This is a genomic window from Sodaliphilus sp., from assembly GCF_045598405.1.
Classification (GTDB): domain Bacteria; phylum Bacteroidota; class Bacteroidia; order Bacteroidales; family Muribaculaceae; genus Sodaliphilus; species Sodaliphilus limicaballi.
On sequence record NZ_JAZLLZ010000124.1, the window covers coordinates 14,495 to 40,512 of the forward strand.

General features: G+C 50.5%; 19 protein-coding genes. 6 read left to right on the forward strand and 13 right to left on the reverse strand.

The window, feature by feature from the left end:
- Nucleotides 1-61 precede the first annotated feature (61 nt).
- The 6 genes from ACKI3C_RS08750 to ACKI3C_RS08775 form a co-directional block, all read right to left on the reverse strand.
- Nucleotides 62-2,182, reverse strand: coding sequence for a hypothetical protein (locus ACKI3C_RS08750; RefSeq protein ID WP_407404111.1), 2,121 nt, complete (start codon nucleotides 2,180-2,182; stop codon nucleotides 62-64).
- On the reverse strand, nucleotides 2,145-3,161 hold the full coding sequence (locus ACKI3C_RS08755; protein WP_407404113.1) for a hypothetical protein: 1,017 nt from the start codon (nucleotides 3,159-3,161) through the stop codon (nucleotides 2,145-2,147). The genes ACKI3C_RS08750 and ACKI3C_RS08755 overlap by 38 nt, the downstream gene beginning before the upstream one ends.
- Before the next feature lie 189 nt (nucleotides 3,162-3,350).
- The gene (locus tag ACKI3C_RS08760; protein WP_407404115.1) at nucleotides 3,351-4,223 is read right to left on the reverse strand and encodes a DNA/RNA non-specific endonuclease; all 873 of its coding nucleotides are present in this window, start codon (nucleotides 4,221-4,223) and stop codon (nucleotides 3,351-3,353) included.
- A 25-nt stretch (nucleotides 4,224-4,248) separates the two neighbouring features.
- Complete coding sequence (locus ACKI3C_RS08765) at nucleotides 4,249-5,442, reverse strand: pyridoxal phosphate-dependent aminotransferase (RefSeq protein ID WP_407404146.1); 1,194 nt, start codon at nucleotides 5,440-5,442, stop codon at nucleotides 4,249-4,251.
- Nucleotides 5,443-5,490: 48 nt separating this feature from the next.
- Nucleotides 5,491-6,255 (reverse strand): metallophosphoesterase, encoded by a 765-nt coding sequence (locus tag ACKI3C_RS08770; protein ID WP_407404117.1) that lies wholly within the window; start codon nucleotides 6,253-6,255, stop codon nucleotides 5,491-5,493.
- Between the two features lie 66 nt (nucleotides 6,256-6,321).
- Complete coding sequence (locus ACKI3C_RS08775) at nucleotides 6,322-7,512, reverse strand: MalY/PatB family protein (RefSeq protein ID WP_407404119.1); 1,191 nt, start codon at nucleotides 7,510-7,512, stop codon at nucleotides 6,322-6,324.
- Between the two features lie 242 nt (nucleotides 7,513-7,754).
- Here ACKI3C_RS08775 and ACKI3C_RS08780 point away from each other — a divergent pair, with 242 nt between their 5' ends.
- The 6 genes from ACKI3C_RS08780 (at nucleotide 7,755) to rpsO (ending at nucleotide 15,560) form a co-directional block, all read left to right on the forward strand.
- The gene (locus tag ACKI3C_RS08780; RefSeq protein ID WP_407404121.1) at nucleotides 7,755-9,974 is read left to right on the forward strand and encodes a RelA/SpoT family protein; all 2,220 of its coding nucleotides are present in this window, start codon (nucleotides 7,755-7,757) and stop codon (nucleotides 9,972-9,974) included.
- A gap of 18 nt (nucleotides 9,975-9,992) precedes the next feature.
- Nucleotides 9,993-12,047 carry an HDIG domain-containing metalloprotein gene (locus tag ACKI3C_RS08785; RefSeq protein ID WP_321625802.1) on the forward strand — a complete coding sequence of 685 codons (2,055 nt, stop codon included), beginning with the start codon at nucleotides 9,993-9,995 and terminating at the stop codon, nucleotides 12,045-12,047.
- A gap of 87 nt (nucleotides 12,048-12,134) precedes the next feature.
- Nucleotides 12,135-12,632, forward strand: coding sequence for a hypothetical protein (locus tag ACKI3C_RS08790; protein ID WP_321625801.1), 498 nt, complete (start codon nucleotides 12,135-12,137; stop codon nucleotides 12,630-12,632).
- Between the two features lie 19 nt (nucleotides 12,633-12,651).
- The gene (locus ACKI3C_RS08795) at nucleotides 12,652-13,362 is read left to right on the forward strand and encodes a DUF4919 domain-containing protein (protein WP_407404124.1); all 711 of its coding nucleotides are present in this window, start codon (nucleotides 12,652-12,654) and stop codon (nucleotides 13,360-13,362) included.
- A 41-nt stretch (nucleotides 13,363-13,403) separates the two neighbouring features.
- Nucleotides 13,404-15,164, forward strand: a complete 1,761-nt coding sequence (locus tag ACKI3C_RS08800; protein WP_407404126.1) for a leucine-rich repeat domain-containing protein — start codon at nucleotides 13,404-13,406, stop codon at nucleotides 15,162-15,164.
- A gap of 120 nt (nucleotides 15,165-15,284) precedes the next feature.
- Nucleotides 15,285-15,560 carry a 30S ribosomal protein S15 gene (gene rpsO, locus ACKI3C_RS08805; RefSeq protein WP_407404128.1) on the forward strand — a complete coding sequence of 92 codons (276 nt, stop codon included), beginning with the start codon at nucleotides 15,285-15,287 and terminating at the stop codon, nucleotides 15,558-15,560.
- A gap of 107 nt (nucleotides 15,561-15,667) precedes the next feature.
- Here the strand turns inward: rpsO and ACKI3C_RS08810 are convergent, their stop codons facing one another.
- The 7 genes from ACKI3C_RS08810 to ACKI3C_RS08840 all read right to left on the reverse strand — a co-directional run bounded on the left by ACKI3C_RS08810 (nucleotide 15,668) and on the right by ACKI3C_RS08840 (nucleotide 25,302).
- Nucleotides 15,668-17,029, reverse strand: coding sequence for an MATE family efflux transporter (locus ACKI3C_RS08810; RefSeq protein ID WP_407404130.1), 1,362 nt, complete (start codon nucleotides 17,027-17,029; stop codon nucleotides 15,668-15,670).
- Between the two features lie 65 nt (nucleotides 17,030-17,094).
- Nucleotides 17,095-19,749: a glycoside hydrolase family 2 TIM barrel-domain containing protein gene (locus ACKI3C_RS08815; RefSeq protein ID WP_407404132.1), complete on the reverse strand. Its 2,655-nt coding sequence runs from the start codon at nucleotides 19,747-19,749 to the stop codon at nucleotides 17,095-17,097.
- 16 nt (nucleotides 19,750-19,765) lie between these two features.
- On the reverse strand, nucleotides 19,766-20,386 hold the full coding sequence (locus ACKI3C_RS08820; RefSeq protein ID WP_407404134.1) for a YiiX/YebB-like N1pC/P60 family cysteine hydrolase: 621 nt from the start codon (nucleotides 20,384-20,386) through the stop codon (nucleotides 19,766-19,768).
- A gap of 16 nt (nucleotides 20,387-20,402) precedes the next feature.
- Complete coding sequence (locus ACKI3C_RS08825) at nucleotides 20,403-23,111, reverse strand: putative LPS assembly protein LptD (RefSeq protein WP_407404136.1); 2,709 nt, start codon at nucleotides 23,109-23,111, stop codon at nucleotides 20,403-20,405.
- A 137-nt stretch (nucleotides 23,112-23,248) separates the two neighbouring features.
- The gene (locus ACKI3C_RS08830) at nucleotides 23,249-23,824 is read right to left on the reverse strand and encodes an HD domain-containing protein (protein ID WP_407404138.1); all 576 of its coding nucleotides are present in this window, start codon (nucleotides 23,822-23,824) and stop codon (nucleotides 23,249-23,251) included.
- Nucleotides 23,825-23,898: 74 nt separating this feature from the next.
- Complete coding sequence (locus ACKI3C_RS08835; protein ID WP_407404140.1) at nucleotides 23,899-24,927, reverse strand: branched-chain amino acid aminotransferase; 1,029 nt, start codon at nucleotides 24,925-24,927, stop codon at nucleotides 23,899-23,901.
- A gap of 72 nt (nucleotides 24,928-24,999) precedes the next feature.
- On the reverse strand, nucleotides 25,000-25,302 hold the full coding sequence (locus ACKI3C_RS08840; RefSeq protein WP_407404142.1) for a DUF6383 domain-containing protein: 303 nt from the start codon (nucleotides 25,300-25,302) through the stop codon (nucleotides 25,000-25,002).
- Between the last annotated feature and the right edge of the window lie 716 nt (nucleotides 25,303-26,018).

The following is a 26,018-nucleotide window of genomic DNA, read 5'->3' on the forward strand; positions in this document are numbered from 1 at the left end:
CGTCCCATAGAAGCCACGGCAACTATGGGACGCGTTTATTTATCCTCTCTTGTTTGCTACATTAGTTGAGAAATCTCTTCAGGATGTCACACTTGGTGATGTATGGTGCCAAGAAAGGAGGATTACCCTGTGTGTACTGCTTGAGAGCGAGCAGGGACTTGTACTGGTGTGACTGCTTGTTATACACCCAATGTCCGTTGTAGTCCTCGTCATAGATATATGATTGATAGGGCTCGCCGAAGGGGAGGAAAGCAGCCGCATAGAGGTAACACTGTGTGAATTTAGCTGGCAAACCAGGTTGCGACAACGCCACATCATATAGGTGAGCCGCCTCGGCAAGGAAGTCTTTCTCGTTCTTGTAGCAAACGGTGTCCATAACACTGTTGCCATATCTCGACAAATACCAGCAGTTGCCGCGATAAGACGCTTGCAGATACATGTTTGCCATCACATAGGCGATTTGCGCCTTCTCGGCAGGATTCGTCTCCTTGCCTAAACGATCATTAAGATCTACCATTTCCTTGCAGAAGGCAAGTTTTTGGTTTTTGGTGATTTCTGGAACGTCATAGTCAACTGCGGTTTGCCTTACGAAGCATTGCTCCTTGTGGTAGTCGCGAACCGAAGCATAGGGCGCTATGGCCTGTCCGTTGATGAATGCCAGTGACACTTTCTCTAGGTAAGGGATTGCTTCGGCAAAACGGCCTTCACGTATCATCTTTGTACCTACCATGTCATTATAGAGGTCAGCCTGGAGTTTGTTTGCAGAAAGCAACACTGCCTCAAGATCCGACGCTGGCTTGCCTTTAAGGTAAGCATAGTAGTCAATCATCTCTTGTGCGTTCAGGTTGTCGAGAACGGTCTTGTATTCATTTTCCTCGCCATCGCGTTGAGCCTGCCATCCCACGAGGGCAGCAGCCACATTGGTCTGGCCGTTCTTAAGCAAAGTGGGTGCCATAGAATCATAGATGAGATTTTGCATCACCTCGGTGTAGTGGTTAGTTGCATCTTCGCAATAAAAACATCCAGCGTCATTAGGTTCGCTCTTTGCCATTGCGTCCATCCACTGGAACTCCTGCTTTAAGAACGATGACTGTTTTTTGCCGAACGGCTCGCTTTCGGCTGTTGCCACCATGCGACAAACACGTGCGTTTTCACGCATGCGATCGGTTCCTCCCATCTTCATCGCCTTGTTTAGTTGCTCAATGGCCTCCTTGCTGTTGCCCAGTGAGTGGTTGAGCCAGCCTATGGCGCTTTGCCACAATGCGGGGCATTTGGTTTTGTCTTCATTAACCACCTTTTGGGCAAAAACAACAAAGTCTTTCATCGACTTCACGACCTCGGCATCGCCATCGCCATATTCCTCCATGCCATATTTCATATAGCTGTAATGCGAGTCGCTGGTATTGTTCACAAAGTCCTGGACCAGGAAGATGAGCGAAGGCGAATTAGGATTGCGGGCATATTCTTTTTTTATGCCCTCCAGATTGCGCTCATCTCGTTTGAGCCACATGAGGCTATTCATGTCGCCAAGCTCATAGTAAATGCTAGCGGCCTCGTCAATTTTGCCCGAGTTCACCAACGCACCGGCATAGATGTCTTTCATCATGTCTTTATACACGCTTGCGCTGAGTTTGTCCTTGTGGCTGCTCCAGTAGGCCAGGTTTGAGGCATGGTCGCCCAAGAGCATGTTTGTGCGCATCACGAGCAGGCAATACTGCCCTGCCATGCGAGTACCGCCGTAGCTGCGGGCCCTGTAGTTGAGATACTTCAAAGACTTCTCGCGATTAGCCAAGTCTTCCTTTGAGGGATAATCCCATGACTCGCCCCTCACTCCATCGCTGATGCTCAAATAACTGACAAGCAACCGCAAGTAATCTTGCATCTCTTTGTCTTTCTTGTTAATTGCAGCCTTGATGATTACATTGCTGCTGTTTTCAAAGTCCTGCGGATCTTCACTTGACAGCATGCCCAGGTGCCAATTATTGCCCCGGAGTTCGGGAGCATATTCATACCAGAACCTCTCCATGCGGTCGGTAAACGTGTAACCCAACTGATTGCGCTGGTAAGCGCTGAACACATAGTAATGAGGGCGCGACCATGGGCCGCACGCTAGTGCCGAAGCAACGCCTGCGATTGCCAGCACGCTAACGATTAAGTAGCGTTTGATAGAATTCATTATCATAGTTTTGAATACTTTTTTTATCTAGACTATAAATTATCGTCTGCTTGTTGATGCCGGGGCGTTCTTTCTCCACCGCCTCGACGATGTGCATGATCTGGCTAGCCGTGGGCTTGACGGTGATCACGCTGTCACCCACATTGACCCAGGTCATGTCGCTGCCATCGCTGTTAGGTTCGGGCAATGCACGGCTTGATATCACCACGTGGCGACCCGGGGCCACCTCGCGATACACATTGCTGTCGGCCAAATCCACATCATACAAGATACCCTTAAACTGATTGTCACTATACAACAAATTCCACGAGTAGCAAGGCCATGCCGAGCACAGCGGCAGTTTGTAGCTGGCCAGATGTTTCAGGTAAGGATATGCGTCACGATAGTCAAGAATGGGGTTGCGATCGCTCTTCTCTCGGAAATCACCAGTGTTATACATCATGAGCACGCCATAGTCGGCGGGCGGTGGCGGCAAGTTCAACTGATGCAGCCTGATAGTAACCGACAGTCGCATGCCATGCTCCTTGAGCAACGCCCTCACCTTGCCGAGGAATGCAAAATAGTCATCTTGGGTCTGGGAGGTCCAGTCGCAGTCTATCTGCAGCTCGCGCACCCCGGTCACATCATTGGTCTCATTCATCTGCCGCACTCGGTCGACGAGTTTTTCGGGGATGCTGTCCATGTCATACCTGAAACAATGATTGACAATGAAAATCGTAGGGATAACCTCTATGCCTTCAGGGACCGGCTGGGCAAAACTGATAGTGGCATTGGGGTGAGCGACAGCTTTGTGGGAAACCACGTCGAAATAACGCACATACATACGCTTCACATCGTGCTGCGACAGAAAAGCACGCTCCGTGCTGTCGAGCCTGAACACCGTGCGCCAGTAATAAACACTGGGGTTGGGGTCGTCCACATCGCCACCACCGCTGCTGCAGCACAAACACGCCACAGCCACAAACGCCAGTAATATGTATTTCACACATCGACTCATCAGTTCCACAGTAGTCTATTAATTCACAAAGATAATGCTATTTTTGCTACCTCACAATTTTAGTGTCGCATTTTTGACCACTCACGGGCAAAAAAGTTTAATGCAAACCCATTTGCCAACAAAAAAGGCGTCCGCTTTTTCACGAACGCCAATGTTTGTTGCGTGCTTCATGCACTGTTAATACTTGTTCCATTGCTTGAAGTCATCGACCGCTTTGAGTCTCTGCGAGAGCTCTTGTGGCAGTTCAGGGAAGAACGTTATCCCTGTGATAGCCTCAATCTCGCTGATAGGGACCACATGGTCTTTCATGTCGTCTCCTTTGGGCGGGTCAACATTATCATACACAAACCCTATAGCACGCGGTTGGTCGCCGACGTAAAGTATAACCTTATAGAAAGCATCGGGCACTGGTATCTTTCCGTTGCCCAGCATCTTGTGGTTCGACGACCTGAAAACAGGACCGCACACGATGTATATCTCGCCAAGCCTCTCGGCCCACTTGCGGCAAGAGCGCTCTAGCCTTTCCCAGCTGTGCTGATTGAGATTCTTTGCCTGCGGACACATGTTGGTGAGCAAAAAAGTCTGCGCCATTGCCTCCTGCGACCACTTGTTGTCGCCAGCTGGACACATGTGGCCGTGGTCGTAGCCTAGCGACGACGCATCGGCCCAGTCATCGTAGGTCTGCCTCGGTTCCACTTCTTCATCTTCAAGGTATCCGTACCCGCTACGGGAACACTCGCCTCCTACATGCCCGGCAGTGAGCTTCCACGCAACCCAGTTAGGCTGCAATGTCTCGGGATTATAGGAAGACACATAACCTTTACGTACAAGCTCTTTTCCTTGCAGACTGTTGCCGTTTTTAGGCAAACCGCACTGTTTCCACTCGTCGCGCAGGGAGTCGGCACAAGAAACTTCCCGGGAGGGAGTGTGTCCCGACATCAGCTGCTGTTCCTCGCCGGCCACCTTTGTCCCACCTCCGCCACAGCCGAGGAAGTTCAGCGACAACAGTGCCGAAACGATAGCAAATACTATAAACACAAATTTCTTCACGTTTTTTTTGGGGGGGGGATTGATTTTATTTCAGCTTAGCCAGAGTTTCCTTGATGCGGCGTGCGGCTTCAACAAGGGTCTCGTCGCTAGTGGCGTAACTCAACCTCAAGTACCCGGGGCAGCAGAAGGCGTCGCCCGACACTGTTGCCACATGACCTTCTAGCAAGAGGAACATAGCCAGGTCGTTAGCATCGTTGATGACAGTATCGCCACAGCGCTTGCCGAAGAACGATGACACCTCGGGGAACAGATAGAACGCTCCGTCGGGCACATTTACATTCACACCAGGGATTTCCTTCATCAGCCCCACGATGAGGTCGCGGCGACGCTCGAATGCCTTGCGCATGTCCTCAACGCAATCCTGCGGTCCGGCATATGCCGCCTCGGCCGCCTTCTGGGCTATAGAGGAAGCTCCGCTGGTGTATTGCCCTTGCAGCTTGACCACCGCCTTTGCCACCCACAAGGGAGCCGCAATATATCCGATGCGCCAGCCTGTCATAGCATAAGCCTTTGACACACCGTTTATTATGATAACACGATCTTTGATTTCGGCAAATTGGGCCATCGACTCATGGCGTCCCACATAGTTGATGTGCTCATATATCTCGTCGGCAACGACCATAACGCCTTCGTGACGGGCAATTACCTGGACCAACGCTTGCAACTCGTCGCGGCTATACACGCTGCCCGTGGGGTTCGACGGCGAGCACAGTATCACGAGTTTGGTTTTGGGCGTGATAGCGGCCTCTAATTGCTCAGGGGAGATTTTGAAACAAGTGTCGAGCGTTGCAGGCACCAGTACGTTCTCGCCGCCGGCAAGGTTAACCATCTGCACGTAGCTCACCCATGCGGGAGTGGGAATAACAACCTCATCGCCAGGATTCACAAGGGCCATGATCACGTTGCACAGGGCGTGCTTGGCACCATTGCCCACTACAATCTGATCAGGAGTGAAATCCAGCCCGTTCTCATTCTTGAGTTTGGCACACACTGCCTGGCGCAGTGACATGTAGCCCGGCACAGGTGTGTAAAAAGAGAAATTAGCGTCAATCGCCTCGTGCGCTGCCTGCTTGACGTGGTCGGGAGTGTTAAAGTCGGGCTCCCCCACACTCAAGTTGATTACGTCCACACCCTGGGCTTTGAGTTCGTTACTCTTTTGCGACATGGCAAGAGTCGCACTTGGTGCTAATGCCTGAATACGATCAGAAACTGTTGTCATCATTTAGATTTTTATTATATAATTATTTATTTGTCATGTTATAGCAACTCACACTTCTACCACGCAGTTCCGAGAGAAACCGTCACACACTCCTTTGGCGGCATACCCGAGTTGATTGGTGCACAATACGGTACCTCCGACCCGAGTTCCGCGGGCGCCATTGTAGTGAGTGTGTCCAAAAATCCACGCATCCACCCCACTGGCTTCAACGTAACCTTCCATGGGGTTGACAAAGGCATGGCTCAGCCCGTTGCTTTCATACTTGGGGTCCTCAACCCGCACGGGGCAATGGTGCGTAACGACTACCCTGCGAGAGGACAACGGATCATTCAGCACTTTGTCGAGCCAAAGCCGGCATGCGGCATGCGCCTCGCCATAGTGACACGCCTTGAAATGCAGCTGGCCATAACGGGCACTGCTACATTCTGGCATATATTTGTTCACGATTGACTCGGCTTCGGCCGGGACATCGCCCCACAGCGTGGTGAAGATCAGCTCCACTCCATCGACCACCACACGCTTGTTGTTCAAGCAACTCACGTTGTCGCGGAGTTTCAACTCCCACCCTCCTAGCGTGGACTTGATGTCTTCTCCACCATAGAACTCATGGTTGCCAGGTACAATAAGGGTACGGGTGAACGACTCGCTGCACCAATCAAGAAATCGCTGCAAATAGTCATCATCCTTGCCCATCACAAAGACATCTCCGGCGAGCAAAAGCATGTCGCCCGCCACCTGCAGCGGCGATTCGCCCAGATATGCAGTATTCTCTTTGTTTTCGAGATGAAAATCAGATGCATATTGTATTTTCATATTACTATCGCAGTGGTTATTACCTTTATTCTGTTAAAGTATTTCTTTATTAAGTGAGCTTAAGTCTCACTTTAAGTCTTTTGCAGCCTTTTCAAGGCGAGCCATTGCAGTCACAATGACGCTTCGAGGAGATGCCACATTGAGCCTCATGTGTCCTCTGCCGGCCTCGCCAAACATGCTTCCCTCGTTGAGGGCCAAACCTGCTTTATCAACAAAAAGTCTTATGATTTCGTCATGGCCCAACCCCAATCCGCGGCAGTCCAGCCACATGAGAAATGAGGCTTGCGGTTTCACGGCCTTGACCCCAGGTATGCGCTCCTCGCAATAGCGGCACACATAGTCGGCGTTTCCTTCTATATACTCAAGGCACTGGTCCAACCACTCGCCACCATGACGATAGGCGGCCTCGGTAGCAACCATTGCCACAAAGTTAGGGCTGCATAGCTCGTTAGTCTCTAGCCACTGGAAAAACGGATTGCGAAGCGCAGGATTCTTGATAGCACACCATGAGCTCACTATGCCAGCGATGTTGAAAGTTTTGCTCGGAGCTCCGAAAGTGAGCGCAACCGACGCGGCCTCGCCACTAACCGACGCAAACGGAGTGTGCTTGTTGCCGCCGAGCATCAAGTCTCCATGTATTTCATCGCTGAAAACTATAACGCCATATTCGCATGCCAACTCTGCCACTCGACGCAACACGTCGGCCGGCCATGAGATACCCACAGGGTTGTGAGGGTTGCATAGCACCATCATCACGGGCTTTTGCTCGGCGAAGATACGTTCCAGGTCGGCAAAGTCCATATCATAGTAACCCGACTCGTTTTCCACCAGCGCATTATTGATTGAGACGCGACCATTGCCCTCAATGAGACGACGGAAAGGGTGGTAAACGGGTTCTTGTATCACGACCTTGTCTCCCGGAACAGTATAGAAGTTAAGCGCTAGGCCGAACCCCGAGACGATACCTGGAATGAAACAGAGTTCTTCGGACGTCAGTTCAAATCCGTTGCGCTCACGCTGCCAGTCAATGACCGATTGCCAATAACTGGCAATTGGCTTTGTGTAACCATACACAGGGTGAGATGACAGCCTATCCACCAAAGCCTGTGTAATTGCAGGGCACACAGCAAAATCCATATCGGCCACCCACAGCGGCAACAAGTCACTGCAACCGAATTCCTCGTTCAAGCAATCGCACTTGACGGCATGAGTGCCGCGACGCTCTACGACTGCATCAAAATCATACTTCTGTTTCATCTGGACTGATTTTTTGCAAAGTTACTCCAAATAGCCCACACCACAAAATTAAAACCAGTAAAAAGTAAACTGCCCCCACCAGTCACCAAGCCATTTGTTGAGCCCAACCGTAAACGCAAAATTTATAGTACGCGTTTTTTATTAAATTTATAAATAATTATAGTCTAATTTCGGGTTAATTTTATTACCTTTGCCCTTTAATAGGAGATTTTTTTTGTGTGACATCACTAAAAGCAAGGACTATGGCAGAGAATAACAACACATCATACCAAGACGAAAAGTTAATTAACGACGCTTATAAAACGCTGCTAGACGGATACTTGGCGAGCAATCACCGCAAAAAAGTTGAAATCATCGACAAGGCGTTCAACTTCGCATGTTCGGCTCACGCCGGCGTGAGGCGTCGTTCGGGCGAACCTTACATCCTGCATCCCATAGCCGTTGCTACTATCGTCAGCCAGGAAATAGGACTTGGATCCACATCAATCTGTGCGGCATTGCTGCACGACGTGGTCGAGGACACCGACTACACGGTTGAGGACATCGAGACTCATTTCGGCAAGAAAATCGCTTCGATTGTCGAAGGACTCACAAAAATCTCTGGCGGTATCTTCGGCGACCACGCGAGCGCCCAAGCAGAAAACTTCCGCAAGCTCCTGCTCACTATGAGCGACGACATCAGGGTCGTGCTCATCAAGATGGCCGACCGCCTGCACAACATGCGCACACTGGCATCAATGCCGCCCAACAAGCAATACAAGATTGCAGGCGAAACACTTTACATCTACGCCCCACTAGCCCATCGACTTGGACTCTTTGCCATCAAGACCGAACTTGAAGACTTGAGTTTCAAGTATGAGCACCCCGAAGTGTATGCACGCATCCAGCAGCAGATAGCAACCAGCGAGAAGAGCCGCAACGAGCTCTTCGCACGATTCTCCGACCCCATTCGCAAACATCTCGACGAGATAGGCCTCACCTACGAGTTCCGTGCACGCGTCAAGTCGTGTTACTCAATATGGAAAAAAATGGAGACCAAGCACATCCCGTTTGAAGAAGTATATGACCTCTATGCCGCGCGCATCGTCTTTGAGTGTGACAACGAGAGCGAGGAGAAACGCATCTGCTGGAACATATACAGCGAGATCACCGACCTATACCGCCTGCATCCCGACCGCGTGCGCGACTGGATAAGCACCCCCAAGGCCAACGGATACCGCGCCCTGCACATCACCGTGATGGGTCCCGACGGCAAATGGGTGGAAGTACAGATCAGGAGCCGGCGCATGGACGACATCGCCGAGCGAGGATTTGCTGCACACTGGAAATACAAGATAGGCGAAGGCGAGGAAGAAAGCGAACTCGCAGTGTGGTTACAGACCATCGAGGACATCCTCAAAAACCCCGAACCCAATGCGATGGACTTCCTCGACACCATAAAGCTCAACCTCTTTGCCAGCGAGATCGTGGTGTTCACCCCCAAGGGCGAACTCGTGACACTGCCCAAAGATGCGTCAGTGCTCGACATGGCTTTCACCCTGCACACCGAGATAGGCACGCACTGCATCGCAGGAAAGGTTAACCACAAACTCATGCCGCTGTCCCACAAACTTGCCAGCGGCGACCAAGTGGAAATCCTCACATCACAGTCGCAGCAGCCACAGCCCGACTGGGACAAGTTCCTCGTCACAGCCAAGGGAAAGACACGACTGCGCGCCGCTTTGAGACACGACCGCAGGGCCACAATCGAACGTGGCAAGAAACGCCTCGACGAAATGCTCATAGCCAACGGCATGCAGCCCACCAACGAAGTGATAATGCGCATCATCAACAATGAGCATGCACAAAACAAGGAGGAACTCTACTTCAAGATAGGCAACAATGAGATTGCACTCACTGCACAATTGCTCAAAAAAGACAAATCGTCGAGCGAAGGTATATTGTCAAAGTTGTTGCGCAACCCCTTTGCGTCACGCAACAAAGAAGATGCTGCTCCCAAAGAAAAAGTAAACACCAAGAAGGTTTATACACTCATGACCAAAGACGGCGTGAGCAACTATAAGATTGCCCATTGTTGCCACCCCATCCCCGGCGATGATGTCGTGGGATATGTAAATGACGACAACGACGTAATCGTGCACAAGCTCACATGCCCCACAGCAATGAAACTCAAAAGCAGCTTTGGCGGACGTCTGGTACAAACTCACTGGGAAACAACCAGCGAGAAATTCCTCGCCTCGGTGCATGTCGAAGGTATCGACCGCATGGGCATCCTGCAAGAAATCATATACATCATTTCAACTAATATGTCAATCAACATGCGCAGCCTCAACATCCAGGCCAACAAAGGTCTGTTCAACTGCCGTTTAGACGTGCTCATCGAGGATGCCAGCGTGCTCACCGCCCTGTGCAAGCGTCTCAAGAACGTGAAAGGAGTGAGCTCGGCAATGCGCGTCAACTAACTTAACACCTGATTTGTTATGACAAACAAACGACACAACTATCTCATCATACTCATGTTTGTGGTGGCCACGACACTCATTTCGCTGGCCCTGCCACGGCAAGACGGCATCGCGTCATGGCAATGCGAAGTGGGCAAGCCCTGGCCTTACGACATGCTCATCGCACCTTTTGACTTCCCCGTTGAGCCCGACGAAAACGAGAAAACGCGCAAGAGCGACAGCATCGAGGCATCTTTCATCAAGTTTTACCGACTCGAAGAATCTATTGCTAGCCAGCAGATCAGCGCGTTGTCAAAGGACATGGGGGCAAGAAAAGACATACCGGCGGCAACCAAGATGCGCATCCTGCATGATGTGACCAAAGCCTATAAGCAAGGCATCGTGGACAACGCCACGGGCGAAGCCATCAACAACGGCACTCTGACAAAGATGCGAATCCTTGACGACAAGAGCGTGGCAAGCATCGTGAAAACCGACTCTATGCGCTCGGTAAGGCAAGTCTATACATTCATCGACTCCACCTACCGCAAGGGCACGGCCAATATGGATCTGGCTTTTATTTCCAACTATCTGGAACCTAATGTCGAACTCGACAAAACCACTACCGACACCTATCTCAACGATGCGCTGAAACCCGTCACCGACCCCATCATGTACATACAGACGGGCGAAGCTATCATCTTCAAGGGCAATATTGTCACTCCGCGACAATACAACATAATCAAGACTCTAGAGAGTCAAATCATCAAGAAGGACCAAGAGAGCACCCAGGACGACATCATGATAATCGTGGGCAAGATCCTCATTGTCACCATCATCATGCTCATCTATTGCGTGTTCCTCATCTCCATGCGCTATCGTGTTTACAACAACATGCGCAGCATGGTATTCCTCATCTCGTTCATGACGCTGTTTATCATCAGCGTGTTCTTCGTTGTGAAGTTCCGGCCCAACTACATGAGCCTTGTGCCGTTTGCGCTCGTTCCCATCATGATCTCGGTGTTCTTCGACACCCGCATCTCATTTTTCACCCACATTGTCGTCATTGTGGTGTGCTCGCTTGTTGCCTCCGAGCAGGCGCAGTTCATCGCCATGCAGTTCTTGGCCGGATGTATCGCTATTGCGTCGATGCAAGAGCTCACAAGGCGTTCGCAGCTTGTCATCTGCGCTATGCTCATCTTTGTGGTTTACTGCGCTATGCACATCGCATTCCAGTTGACACGTGGCGACATTTTCCTCAGTTTAAGCGACATAGACTGGCATCAGTTCATGTATTACGCTACTAACTGCGTCATGCTCTCGTTTGCCTATGTTGCCATTTTTGTTGTTGAGAAACTATTCGGGTTTACTTCGCTGGTAACTCTTGTAGAGCTTAGCGACATCAACACCCCGCTGCTGCGACGCATGTCGGAGCGCTGTCCTGGCACATTCCAGCATGTGCTGCAGGTGGCCAATTTAGCCAGCGAGGCTGCGCTCAAGGTGGGAGCCAGCCAGCAACTCGTGCGTGCCGGAGCACTTTATCACGATGTGGGCAAGATAAGCAATCCGGCGTTTTTCACCGAGAACCAGACAGGCGTGAACCCGCACATGTCGCTTGACCCTGACCAGAGTGCCAGCATCGTGATTGACCATGTGAAAGACGGACTTGCCATGGCCGACAAGGCTCGTCTGCCACAGGTGATCAAGGACCTCATTGCCCAGCACCACGGCACTAGCCTCACGCGCTACTTCTATAACATGGCATGCAACAACAACGGCGGCCAGGCAGTGGATACCGAACCCTACACCTACCCCGGCCCCAAACCGCAGACCAAGGAAGCGGCAATCCTCATGATGGCAGATGCCTGCGAGGCGGCTGCCCGCAGCCTCAACGACTACAGCGAGGAGTCTATAACAGCTCTCGTTGAGAAAATCATTGACTCGCAGATTGCCGACGGCCAACTCAAAGAAGCCCCCATCAGCTTCAGCCAAGTCGAGATAATTAAAAAGGTGTTTATCGAGCGACTCCGAATACTCCACCATCGCCGCATCTCTTATCCCGAACGCATCAAACCCAAGCAAGATAACGCTTGATGATATACTAATTTTATACAAAAATAACACAACTCACCACAATAAAAGCAAGTAAATAAATGTTATATAATTATTAATATAAGCACGATGATTCTACAATACACTCTCCTGGTTGCAGGCATTGCATGCCTCGTGGCGGCACTAGTTCTAGTGCTACGACCGCGCTTTGTGGCTGCAATTCCAGCGTTTGCGGGCCTGTGGATGACTCATGCCAGTTACTTCATCAAGGTGTCCGACACTTATCTCATCTTCTGGGGCATAGCAGCCATGCTCGTGGCAGGCATTTCCTACCTGTCGCCCAAAGGAGAGCCCGACGGACGCAAGTCAAGCAATATCTACCTCGGCCTGGGCGCTGTGATGGGCGCATTGCTTGGCATGGCCACCGACCCCAGGTTCATGGTGCTGGGCGTGATCCTAGGCGCAATGTCGGGGCAATACATCTATTCACGCACGCCTCACGGGCAATGGCTCAAACCCGCTACACGCGACTTCTGGAAATACTTTGCAGCTAAAGGTTTGTCAGTGGTCGTAGCGATTTCAATCATCGCCGTTGCTGCCGAAGGGTTTATTAAAGGTTATAACTAAAACAAGACAACTACACAACATGAAGAAGATAATATTTGCTATCGCATCCATCATCATTGCAAGTTCAGCAGCAATGCACATGGCGGCACAAAGTTCTAAACTCAACGTGCACAAAGTTGACTTCGAGCACATTGAGCAAGTGATTAACAACTCTAACTCTATCTATTTTTACCCCAAGCTGCTCAAATCGTTCATGAGCGCTAGCGACACCACAATGTCCATCGAGGCTTATCGCAACCTCTACTACGGATACACCTATCAGGAAGACTACAACCCGTTCAGGGAGTCTCGCTATAGCAATGTGGTAGAAAAATTATACTACAAGGAACCGCACACCCGCGCCGAGTGCGACAGCATCGAACTCTACGCCGAGAAGTCGCTCAAAGACAATATCTTCGACATGAACCAGATGAAATACTACATCTACGTGCTCAAGGAGAAGAAGAAACACGCGCGCGCTGCCATGCTCCAGTTCAAACTAGACCGCCTCATTGCCACAATCATGTCGAGCGGCAAGGGCACCAAGGAGGAACCATGGGTAGTGATTGCTCCTGAACACGAATACAACATCATCAACTTCCTGGGATATGTAGCGACAGCCCACGAGGAAGTGGGCGACGGCATCGAGTACATCACCGTCAAGCCCAAGGAAGGCAAAAGCACACAAGGATTCTACTTCGACGTGAACCGCATGATGCAAGTTGCCGACCTCAAATTCCCCGACAAGTAAAGCAAATTAATAAACGAAACATTAACTTCTAAATACATGGTATGAAAAAAGTCTTTTTATTCATCATGCTCGCGCTGCTCACTGCCAGCAGTGCCGTGGCACAACTACGCGGTCAGGCTCCTCGCCGCGAACGCATCAACCGCGAGCGTTACGAGCGTTCACGTTATGCCGATGTTGCCGACTTGAGACTGCGCGCTGCCGGAACACTCGAGGAAGAACTGGGACCGGTAATGGAAAAGCAAGTGCGACTCCTCATCATCGACGGACAACTCAACAACAAGGATCTGCAGTATATCCAGAAACTGTGCCGACGCAGCAAAGTCTTTGGCGCTGATGGCAAAGAAGTGGATAACTACATTGACATAGACATGTCACGCACACGCATCAACAACGGCGGGTCTTTCTTCACATCGACTAACCGCGACGTGCTGTCGAGCAACATGTTCTCTAGCTGCTCACACCTGCGCTCCATCGTCCTGCCCGACCGCTTGAGACTCATCGACCGCGGCGCATTCCGCAACTGCTATGACCTGGAGGACGTAGTGCTTCCCCGCGGACTGGAAGCCATAGGCGACGAAGCATTCTACGGATGCAACGAGCTCATCAACGTGTATCTGCCCGACGGCATGACCACCGTGGGCAATTCTGCGTTCAACGGATGTACACGCCTGCGCAACATCTACATCCCGTCTAGCATCTTCCGCATTGGCGACCGCGCCTTTGAAAAGACCGCTGTCACCGATGTTTACCTCCCCGACCGTCTCGAATACCTCGGCGCAGGTGCCTTCAACGGCAGTAACCTGCGTAGCCTCTATATCCCCCGTCTCACCGAGATAGGCAACAACGACCTGGGCAAACTCGCCAACTGCAGCGAGATCATCGTTGATCCCGATAACCGCTACTACACCACCGAGGGCGGAGCCCTCTATGACCGCAACCTGACCACGCTGCTGGCTTATCCCACTGCACTGCGTGGCGTGCTCTATGTCCCCGACGGCGTGCAGCGCATTGCCAGCTACGCATGCTACAACTGCGAGGAACTATCAGCAGTAGAGCTTCCCGGCAGCGTGACTTCAATCGGTGCTTATGCCTTTGCAGGATGCAAGTCGTTGAGGTCTATTGATTTGCCCAGCCGTTGCACAAACTTCGGCAAAGCAGCATTCCTCAACACGCCCTTCACATCCATCAACCTGCCGCAAGGCACAACTGTGATACGCGAGGACCTCTTCAAGGACTGCGTGCAACTCACACACATTGATATCCCCGAGTCGGTTAACACAATCGAAACCGACGCGTTCCACAACTGCCGCACCCTGCAAGCAGTTGTTATCCCCGATGGCGTCGTCTCACTTCCCAAGAGCGTTTTCGAGGGATGCAACAACCTGGCTAGCGTCAAGTTGGGCAACGGACTGAAAGAAATAGGCGAATACACCTTCAAGAAATGCAAACAGCTGCGCGAGGTCATCATGCCAGCGTCGCTCAGAACCATCGGCAAAAATGCTTTCCGCGATTGCGACATTGCACACCTCGAACTCAACGAGGGACTTCTGTCCATAGGAGACAATGCGTTCAGCGAAAACCAGTTGATCGAATTTGTCATTCCCTCTACAGTGAGCCACATCGGAAAGAAGGTTGCCGAGAAGAACAAACAGCTCGGCCGCATTGTGTGCCGCGGTGCTGTACCCGCCAAGCTCGACAAAGTGAGCAACGACAAAGTGGCGCTTGTAGTGCCTGCCGACGCAGTGAACAACTACAAACAGGCCGACAACTGGAAAAAGTTCAAAAACATCATCGGTCAGTAAAAATTCACCAAAAAAGTTTATGTCTGCTTTTACCTTTGCGGCACAAACACTTGCGTGATTGAAAAGTTTTTAGTAACTTTGCACCGCAATTTTGCGAAATTATTTTAATATATCAAACTAATGTACTTAGATTCAGAGAAAAAGAAAGAGATCTTTGGAACTTACGGTGCTAGCAATACTGATACTGGTTCTCCCGAGGCCCAGATTGCATTATTCTCTTACCGTATCCAACACTTGACCGAGCACTTGAAGGTCAACAAGAAGGATCATACGACTCAGCGTTCACTCAAGATGCTTGTTGGTAAGCGTCGTCGTCTCCTTGACTACCTCATGCGCAAGGACATCAACCGCTACCGTGCACTCATCGCAAAGAAGGAACTTGGTATCCGCAAGTAATCCTCTACAGAGTAAACGAAACTTTAAAAGCGTTGTCACAATCCAGTGGCAACGCTTTTCTTTATTACTATAACAGGAAATTGCTTCCCCCAAATAGAGTAGTGTTGTCAAGAAGATCTCAACACTTTGCGTTGAGTGTATAGGAGATAGCCAGCAAGAGCTGAACCCAGGACATCGCTCACGGTGTGGCTAGCAAAGACTCCCATGAGACCGCTCCAACCCAGATCTTCAAAGATGGGAGGAATGATAAAAGCCAGCGGCAAGAGGATGAGCACTTGACGTGAGAGGCTGGTGACTATTGCAATCCATGGTTTATCTATCGCCATGAAGAACTGCGAGTTAGTGATGGTGAACGCAATGCACGGCGAGAGAACCAGCATGAGCCTCAATGCAGGCGCACACAGGTCGAGCAGGCCGGCATCGGTAGTAAATGCCATTGCCATATATCTGGGAATAAAAATAACGAGCAATGACCCCACCAGGCCTATCGCAAGATTTACCTTCATGGCAAGCATGAACACTTCGCGCAGTCGAGATGCAAGCCCTGCCCCGTAGTTATATCCAGCGATGGGCTGCATGCCTTGGCATATTCCTATGATAAACATCACCACTAGCGGCACGTAAGAGTTGGCTATGCCCATAGCAGCTACCGCATGGTCGCCGCCATACTTGAGCAACTGCAAGTTCAATGCGGCCACAACGCCCGAGGCTGCCACATTCATCGAGAACGGGCTCACACCTATGGCAAGGATGTTGCGGAATATGCGGTATTGCGGTTTCCAACCATGCATGCGGTAATGGATGAATGAACTCCTGCTCACGAAATGAGCCACTGCCAGCATTGCAGAAAAACCCATCGACAACGTAGTCGCCCATGCAGCACCGGCGATGCCCCAGTCAAGAACGTAGATGAACAATGCATCCAGAGCGATGTTAAGTAATGACCCCGACAGCATGATCCACATCGACTTGCGGGCATAACCCGACGAGCGAATGAGATGCGTGAGGTTAAAAGTCACTGTGGTGAAAAACATGCCTGGTACCACAATGTCCATGTACTCCTTGGCATAGGCAATAGTATCGGCACTTGCACCAAACATGCCCAGAATGGCATCACTGAAAATGTACCACGCCGACATGAATAATGCCCCGAAGAATATAGTTAGAATTGTGCTATTACCCAATATATCTTCAGCCCAACGGATGTCACGCTTGCCCAGCACAATGCTCATGCGAGCACCAGCTCCTGCACCTACAAGCGACCCAAAGGCATGAATGATGTTCATGATGGGAAGCGTCACCGTGAGGCCTGCAATCGCAAGCGCACCCACAAACTGACCGAGGAACACACGGTCGCAGATGTTGTAGATCGACGCGATGATCTGCGTTATCACCGCTGGTAACGCATATTGCCACAGCAACGACGCTATGGGTTTGCTCTCAAATTCTTTAGTATTGTCTTTTATCATTTAGTCTAGTTATCTTTGTCTTGTATATAATACGACTTCTTGAGAACACACTCTCGAAAGCCGTATTATTTTATGGTGATGGGGAGGACAGCCTTTTTCAGTCCAGGAGCAGTGACGGTGAGCGTCGCTTGTCCTGGGGTGGCAGTTGCCTCAACCACCACAACGAGCTGGCCGTTGAATGCTTTCATCGTGGGCGATGTGAACACCTCGGTCGAGGTGGCATCTCCATTGCAGCATGAATTGAAACGTGCCGATGCTCCCTTCACTGCAAACGACAGTTGGTTGCTGGCTGCGGGGCACAGGTTGCCGTCCTTGTCAACAACCCGCACGGTCACGAAACTCAAGTCGGGGGTATCGAGTGCCTTGCCACTGTCATCGACAGGAAGCACGGTGAGAGTGTTGCGGTCGGCAACAAGCTCAATGTGGTGGGGTTTTCCGGCAGTGCGCACCACTCGCTCTGCGGCTTTATTGCCCTGGGCATCGTATGCCACAACCTTTACCTCGCCTGGTTCATACTTCACGTCCATCCAGCGCATGCGGTATCGGTCTAAACGATTCTTGCCTTGGGGGGCATCAGGATCGGCAAATTTAGCCATCTCGCCCCACGGTGTCTTGACGTCAGTCATCAGCGCCTTATAGTCCTCAAGCGACAGGTCTATATGCCTGCGACGTCCCTGACTCTTACCATTGACAAAGAGCTCTGCCTCGGGATAATTAGTATAGCAGAACACAGGGGTAATCTCCCCTTCGCGCCCCTGCCAATTCCAGTGAGGCAGCAAGTGAATGGTCTCTTTCTCGGGAGCCCAGTGGGTGCGATATAGCCATGCGCGGTCCTTTGGCAAACCTGCAAGGTCATATATGCCGAAGTAACTTGAACGCGAGGGCCAGTACTCGTCGTAGGGCGTGGGCTCGCCTAGGTAGTCAAAACCAGTCCACACAAACTCGCCTATCACCCATGGGGCTTTGTCCTGCCACATCCAGTCGTCGTCGGGGATATTGCTCCAGATACACGACTGCAAGTCGTAGCTTGACACCTGTCCGTCGGGCATCGCATCTTCGGCAACTCCATGACGCTCTACCACCGGGAAGTGATACACACCGCGGCTCGACACTGTCGATGCAGTCTCACTGCCCAGGATAAATCCGCGTGGTGACGCTGCCAAACCTTTCTCATACTGCTGCACGCGATAATTGAAACCGGGGATTTCAGTTGCCGAGAGCACACCGCTCCATATTGCCCCGCCTATGTTGTCATTGCCCTGCGTGCAAGGACGTGTGGGATCCAGGCTGTGGATCAAGTTTTGCAGCTTGCGGGTATATTTCAAGCCAGTGGCACTGCTCTGGTCTGGAATCTCGTTACCTATCGACCACATCACTATCGACGGGTGATTGCGATGCGCGAGCACAAGGTTCTCAAAGTCACGTTCCCACCATGCGCGTCCGTCGGCATTGGGGCTTTCAGTATCTACCTGTTCAAAGAAACGGGCATATCCGTTTTTGCACTTGGGATATACCCACATGTCGCACGACTCGGCCATTACGAGCATTCCCATCTCGTCACATATGTCCATCTGCCATGGCGCAGGCATGTTGTGGCTAGTGCGTATGGCATCGCAACCTATCTCTTGCAACAAACGCACCTGGCGACGGAACGCTGCCTTGTTGAATGCAGCGCCCACAGGACCCATGTCGTGATGCAGGCACACTCCCTTGAACTTGCGTATTTGGCCATTGAGTTTGAAACCCTCGGCAGTGTATTCGGTTAGTCGCAGACCAGTCTTTATCTCGCTACGGTCTATCAATTTGTCACCATCGAGCAACTCGGTCACCAGCGTGTATAACACAGGGTGCTCTGGGCTCCACAATGCAGCATCGGCAACAGGAATCACCTGGCAAGTCTCATAACTCTCGTTAATCGACGTGTTCACGCTAGCCACCTGGCGGCCTTGTGCATCAACCAGTTTGTGTACTATACTGTAATTTCCTTTTATCACATCGTGCTTGCGCACCTTGGCATTCACGGTGAGCAACGCGCGCCTTGCAGCAGTACCGTTGGCATTGACCTCGTCAAGGCGAGTCGTGCGGGCAAATGTGCCCCAAGTCTCAAGCCCCACAGCCTGCCCTAGCACCAGTCTCACCGGGCGGTAAAGTCCTGCTCCGGGATACCATCGGCTAGATTCTTCCACATTCTGCAAGTGCACTGCAAGCGTATGTTCGCCGGGAATAAGTTTACCTTCTACCGACCGGTCGCGGGGAAGCGCATCGGAGATGTCTAGCTTGAACGTATTGTAACCAAATGCCCAATACCCCACTTCCTTGCCGTCGATATAAACACGCGGCTCGGCCATCGCTCCGTCAAAAACCAGCTCGGCGTGGCTATATCCCTCGGGAATTGTTATCGTGGTGCGGTACCAGCCCTCGCCTATCCATGGCAACGAACCCGAGCGGCCTGTTTTCTCGGTCGCTTCTTTCTCGCCGTTCTGCACGATGGCTACGACTTGTTTGTCAATTTCCTTGTCAAACGGACCGCTAATGGCCCAGTCGTGCGGTATTGTCACCTGCTGCCACTTTGTGTCATTATATGTTGTTGACTCGGCCCCAGCGTGAGCGCCTTTTTCAAAACGCCATCCGCTGAGCAACAGTTGCTCTGTGCTCTGCGCATTCATTGTAGCGCACACGAATGCTGCAAGCATCAACGAGGTGGTAAATCTTATTTTCATAATATCTAATGGATTTTTAAAATTTCAGGTCTAGTATCTTGACTTTTTTATCACGCGACAACTGCCCTGGGTTGGTTCCTGGCTCGCCCTCGGGAACGCTCAACCCCTGCTTGCCGTAGTGCTGCGTCCAGTAGGGGTGAATCTCACCCGACGAGTCACGAAACGTCATGGGAATGGTGCCGAAAATATGCCTACCGCATGTGTCAACATAGGTCTTCTGCACCAGTTCGCTGCAATATATGGCACTGTCGTCAGGCATATAGTTGTAGTCATAAGGCCGTCCCGCATAGGCCAATGCATTTCGCACCGAGCGATGATGGTTTACAGCCTCTACCCTACCCGCCACCAGATTAGCAGCCCCGCCATTTGCATTGATAAATGAATCAATAGGCGTGAGGCACACTCCTGCCCCTATCGCTTCGAGAGCATATAACGGTCCATCGTCTCCACCCACACGGTGCAAGATTGCCACATGGTCAATGGGAAGGCTGTCGATTGCTGTGGTAACGCTGGTAATAGCGTTGCCATGCGGATTAACCACAAACACTAAGTCACCCTCATGCACATCTCCATGGTTGCCTGCCGGTAATGACAGCGTGACTAGCGATGCCGTGACGATGCTCAATATTGATTTCATAACCAGAAGCGATTTTTTAAAACCACGTGACTCCATTGCTATAACTCGAGTGCTTGTCATACTTCACGTCTTGCAAGATCGACGAGTTGACGGCAATGTGGAAATTATAACTCTTGTATGGTCCCACTGGCACAAAACTTGCACTCATTGTGAAGCAATGCATCTTGCGCGACACAGAGCAGTTCATATAGGTCAACTTACGCCTTTCGACATCAAAACTAGCCGAGAACGACATGCTCCAATTCTTTGTAGGACGCACATTGCCGTTCATGCTCAATGAGTGGGTAAACTTGCCGTTATACTCCATCTTGTCGTAGTTAAACGTGCCATATCCATAGTTTACCGAGTAGTTGAAACTCAAGCTCCACGGGAATTCCCACTTGGCATAACCGTCGGCATTGAGTACTACGTCGCTTGTATCCGACCCCGAGCCATCATCATCGTCGTCATCTGATGTAGCATTTGCATCATTTCCTGCACGTTGTTGCCTTGTGGCTTCCTTGGTGGCGTTATTTGTGTCTTTTTTCTTGCGTTGGAACGTCTGGTTGTTGATTGTGTATGAGAACGATGTTCCAGTGCTTGACAATCGGCCCCAACCACCGCCGTTGAACAGACGCAACTTGTTGATGCGCACAGGCTGGCCATACTCGTTGAGTCCATATTTATACACATCCCATGTGGCACTCAGGTTCAGGTTAAATCCCTTGGTGAGGCGCAACAAGATGCTGGTGTTCAAGTTACTCCATTTCAACGAATCGGCTGCCATGTTATAGGACTGGCTCAACGTGAAATTCTCAATAAGAGATATCTTCTTGTAACCAGTACTGTCCTGGTCGCTCTTTACCTTGGCTTCAAGGTTATTGGCTATTGAGAAACTCAACGTTCCGCTCTTGCCCGAGGGCGCACTGCCGAAGAGGCCATGGGAGAAGTAGCTGTACTTGCGTGTCTTGACCTCGCCCTTGGGGTCGATATAGTCGTACGAACCATAATATCCCCAGAAACGGCTGCCAAAGTCGGGAGCTGCCGAGAATGAAACGGTGGGCGTCATCACATGACGCACCATCTGCAACTTGTCACCCAGGAACTTCATCGGCTTGAAGAAACCATAAATCTTGGTATTGACCGAAACACCGAAGTTGAAGTCAAACACATTGTAGAAGTTATAAGTAGTGTCTTGAATCTCGACACTGGCATTGGGATCCCACTGTCGGCGTATCTTGCTCGTGTACATTCGGTCGTTCATCGTCACATTAGGAGTGATATTGAAATACTTGAACAAGTTGAAGGTTGCCGAGATGGGGATGCTGTGGCTCATACCATTGCGCCAGTCCTTCACAAGACTTTTCTTGAAGAAATCATTCTGCTTGGCAGTGAGTGAATTCTGGAATCGTCCAGAATAAGACATCTTGATCTTTTCATACCATTTTTCCTCACCCACAACACGCTTGCGCTTGAATGGTGCCAGCTGCGACATCGTGATGGTAAAGTTGGGGAACGACACGCTCAGGGTTGAGTCGGCTGTACGCTGCGAGATGTTGGCGGTTGTCGAGAGACTCCATTTCGAACTTAACTTATAGGTCATGTTCACCGAACTGCTCTTTGTGTTCTCTGTGAAAGAGTTGGTGTAATAGGTGTCGAGGTTATTGCGTGAATAACCACTTGTGGCAAAGTTTACGCTTGCCGAGAATGTCATGTTTGGATTGGCCTTGGGATTCTGCGAGTGACTCCACAACACCTGGAAATTGTGCATTTTGCTATAATCAGGGTCGCCCTTGTCGCCAGTAATGGTTGTCAAGTAGTTAATACTGAAGCTGCCGCTGAACTTATAACGTTTCGAATAATTGCTCTGAGCCGCCACGCCCCACGAACCACGGGTATAAATCTCTCCTGTGAGCGCAAGGTCCATGTATTTGTTCAGCGCAAGGTAGTAACCGCCGTTTCGCAAATAAAATCCGCGGTTATAGTCCTCGCCCACAGTTGGCATCAAGATACCGCTGGAATATTTTTCGGTAAACGGGAAATAACCAAACGGCAATGCTATGGGCAGGGGCAAGTCTTCAAGCACCATATACACCGGACCTGTCACAACGTTCTTCTTTGCCACCATCTTACCCTTTGTGAGCTGGAAATAGAAGTGAGGATTGTCATGGTTATCGCACGTGGTGTACCTTCCGTCCTTAAGATAAAAATCATCGTTTTCCATCTTTTTGGTGATACCGCCAGTGAGATAGCCCTCGCCCTGCTCTGTGACTATGTCAAGTATGTAACCTCGTTTCGACTTGAAGTTATATCTCATCTCGCGAGACTCATACTCTCCGCTGGCATCCTTGAACACGGGTTTCTCGGTGAGGTCGCCCACACTGTCGAGCACGCCCATTGCATGCACCTGGCTGCTGTCCATGTCCATGTGAATCTGATAAGCACTCAAGTCAATGTCGCCATAGAGCAAACTACTGCCGCCAAACATGTTGGCCTTGTTTTTGCCGTAGAGCACGATTGAATCCTTGGCAGCAAAATTCACCACATGTTCAAGATCAACTTTGCTCTTTACAAACCTAGACTTCTCGACAGGCACAGCAACTGTATCGGCCGAGTCGGTTGCGATACTGTCGCCTCGGTCCATCATCGTCACATGCTGCCGCGGCGCCATTTCCTGGGCCATGCACAACGAACTCACGGCCATCATGACAATGACAGCCATCAAGGTGACAGGTAATATGCGCAACTTGGTGCTAAACATCAATCTCAGTGCGAGTCAAATAACATGCAAAGTTACTGCAAAGTCTAGGATAGAGCAAATTTAAGGCCACATAAATGACTGCTTTGCTCCCGAATTTATTGTTTTTTAAGTTATCATTTAAGTTATGTATGCCTAGGTTGTGGCTCGCAACCGCACAACAAGGCATGCATCTCGTCAAATCTTGCCAGTGATTTCTCTCCGAAACGTGCCATCTGCTTCCTCACTGTTTCAATATCACGGGCAGCTTCGCCCAAATGGGTCTTGCTGAAAAACTTGTCGGCATAGCACACCACCTTTTCTTCTATCGACTGCGGGGTCATGTCGCGCAGCGGCAGCGGCAGGTCCTGTGACTTTATATCGTCAAGTGTCAGCCCAGTCCCTGTGTGCCTCTCGCACACGAGGGCATACTCTTTCAGGCCCATCGATTCAAGCATTTCAGCCCCCAGTATTCCATGCTTGATATACGGTTCATTCCCCAGGCAATGTATGCGAGGGGCATCCACCTTGATTATACCTATATCGTGGAGCATCGCTGCTGCATATACAAATTCTTCGTCAACCGCTACACCATGGCATCTTAGGTGCTTGCACAACTCAAGCGACAGCTCGGCAACTTGCTTGCTATGCACCACCAGCACATCATGCAATGGAGTACCCGCTGTATAAAATTTCTCAATTATACTGTTATAATCTATCATCTCTTTATTGTAATAAGGGATGCTGCATGTGCAACACCCCTTTTTACTTTTACTCAGTCATGTCTTGATAAGCATCAATCTATAATTGTAACCCAGCCATGCTTGTCGGGCATGTCACCGCACTGGATAGCACGCAAGCGAGTATACAGTTCGGTGGTGATAGGACCGGGCTTGCCGTCGGGCGAGAAATAATAAGTCTTATCGTTGGCCTCATCATATATCTCGCTCACCGGTGATGTTACTGCGGCAGTGCCACACTCGGCTGCCTCCTCAAAGTCGGCTAGCTCCTCCACAAGAATGGGACGACATTCTACCTTCAATCCCATGTCGGCAGCGATCTGCTGCAAACTCATGTTGGTGATTGACGGTAATATCGACGCACTCTTGGGGGTGATATAGGTGTTATCCTTGATTGCGAAGAAATTAGCAGGTCCGCACTCGTCAAGGTACTTTTTCTCTTTAGGGTCTAGGAACAATACTGCCGAGTACCCGTTAGCCTTGGCCTTAGCAGTTGCGCCCATGCCGGCAGCATAGTTTCCGCCCACTTTCCAGCGTCCTGTACCTAGAGGCGCAGCACGGTCAAAGTCTCGATATATAGCCACCTTGGTGGGTTTGAAACCACCCTTGAAGTAGGGACCAACAGGCATTGCAAAGATAATGAAAGTGTATTCTGTTGCAGGGTTCACACCCACACGGGGAGTGATGCCTATCTCTAACGGGCGCAGGTAGAAAGATGATCCGCAACCATAGGGGGGGACGAATCGTTTGTTAAGCTGAATCACTTTGGTTGCCATCTCTACGAATAAGTCTTCGGGCACTGGCTCCATCATGATGCCTCGCGCACTGTCGGCGATGCGACGCGCGTTCTCCTTGATGCGGAACAAACGAATCTTGCCATCCTGTCCCACAAATGCCTTCTGACCTTCAAACACTTCCTGGCCATAATGCAAGCATGTAGCAGCGATGTGCAGATTTATTGTTTCGTCTTGGCTCACTTCAATCTCTCCCCACTTACCATCCTTGAATGTGCAACGCACATTGTAGTCGGTCTTCATATAGGAGAAAGTCAAATTACCCCAATCTATATTTTCCGCGTTACTCATACTACCTAATAATTAATGGTTAATGTTACTAGTGGTTCTTTTGGGCGTGTTCTCACAACTAATAGAACTCATTTATAGCGCAACCTTCTGCGTCAAGTTTCCGATTTTCACTATATACACCCCACGTGCCCCGACCTTCAGTTCACTTGTTCCAGGATTCAATGTAGCTACCGATACACTCTGACCTAAAATCGTGAACACTCTAACTTGGACTTTCTTTGTTGTACGGATGGTGATAACACCGTTAGAACCAAATATTTCCACGCCATCGGTCACACGCGAATCAACGAGACTGCGTCCTTGCACTTCATGCGTAGTCTCACGCCACTGCATCTGTTGTGCAACAGCGGGAATGCTAAGCGATAAAGCTAGCACAAGTGCTACATTTACAAGAAATTGTCTCATTGCTCTATATTACAAACATATCAACTATCCTACAAATGATAGTTTTCCACTTGCAAAGTTACAAATTATAATTAATAATTAAAAGTTAAACATTCCTTTTTTTATAGTTATTTTCTTTCATTTTTTAAGATTTCGGTCCGCTAAATACGTCGGAGACGTTAAAGGCTCAAAGAGCCTCACTATGCAAAATCCCATGCAAGCAGCCTCGAAGAGGTGCGCCGCATGGGGTGATAAATACCACAAAATGAGTGCCTCGAAGAACCTGCTTTGACGGGAAACCCGTCACACTGCATCGTAACCGGCGGTCACCAGACCGGTGGTAGGTCAGCAGACCACCAGACAGCAACACGACCCAACCAGCTTTGACGGGGAACCCGTCACACTGCATCGTAACCGATGGTCGAAGACCGTCGGACAGGGGGCCATCCACCACACCGGCCTCGGCAGAGGCCGCACTGCATCGTTGCCGATGGTCGCCAGACCGTCGGATGGTTCCGCTGTTGCGGGCGCGAGCACTCCGTTCCCGCCGTGTGCCCGCAACCCCATGGTATCCTGATGGACGGTGTAGGAATTTTTGTTCTTTTTCGTGTAAGGATGCCTTATTCTGAGGCAACGCGCACAGCCCGGACGCTTTGCCCGCCGTAACGGTAGTAGTAGCCCCAATCAACGCCACTCGAACTGAAGTA

Bases quoted from the DNA above. Each gene is read 5' to 3' on its own strand.
- ACKI3C_RS08780 (WP_407404121.1), top strand. From the start codon at position 7,755: ATGGCAGAGAATAACAACACATCATACCAAGACGAAAAGTTAATTAAC.
- ACKI3C_RS08810 (WP_407404130.1), bottom strand. From the start codon at position 17,029: ATGATAAAAGACAATACTAAAGAATTTGAGAGCAAACCCATAGCGTCG.
- ACKI3C_RS08820 (WP_407404134.1), bottom strand. From the start codon at position 20,386: ATGAAATCAATATTGAGCATCGTCACGGCATCGCTAGTCACGCTGTCA.
- ACKI3C_RS08830 (WP_407404138.1), bottom strand. From the start codon at position 23,824: ATGATAGATTATAACAGTATAATTGAGAAATTTTATACAGCGGGTACT.
- ACKI3C_RS08765 (WP_407404146.1), bottom strand. From the start codon at position 5,442: ATGACAACAGTTTCTGATCGTATTCAGGCATTAGCACCAAGTGCGACT.
- ACKI3C_RS08775 (WP_407404119.1), bottom strand. From the start codon at position 7,512: ATGAAACAGAAGTATGATTTTGATGCAGTCGTAGAGCGTCGCGGCACT.
- ACKI3C_RS08800 (WP_407404126.1), top strand. From the start codon at position 13,404: ATGAAAAAAGTCTTTTTATTCATCATGCTCGCGCTGCTCACTGCCAGC.
- ACKI3C_RS08835 (WP_407404140.1), bottom strand. From the start codon at position 24,927: ATGAGTAACGCGGAAAATATAGATTGGGGTAATTTGACTTTCTCCTAT.
- ACKI3C_RS08795 (WP_407404124.1), top strand. From the start codon at position 12,652: ATGAAGAAGATAATATTTGCTATCGCATCCATCATCATTGCAAGTTCA.
- ACKI3C_RS08785 (WP_321625802.1), top strand. From the start codon at position 9,993: ATGACAAACAAACGACACAACTATCTCATCATACTCATGTTTGTGGTG.
- ACKI3C_RS08750 (WP_407404111.1), bottom strand. From the start codon at position 2,182: ATGATAATGAATTCTATCAAACGCTACTTAATCGTTAGCGTGCTGGCA.
- ACKI3C_RS08815 (WP_407404132.1), bottom strand. From the start codon at position 19,749: ATGAAAATAAGATTTACCACCTCGTTGATGCTTGCAGCATTCGTGTGC.
- ACKI3C_RS08770 (WP_407404117.1), bottom strand. From the start codon at position 6,255: ATGAAAATACAATATGCATCTGATTTTCATCTCGAAAACAAAGAGAAT.
- rpsO (WP_407404128.1), top strand. From the start codon at position 15,285: ATGTACTTAGATTCAGAGAAAAAGAAAGAGATCTTTGGAACTTACGGT.
- ACKI3C_RS08790 (WP_321625801.1), top strand. From the start codon at position 12,135: ATGATTCTACAATACACTCTCCTGGTTGCAGGCATTGCATGCCTCGTG.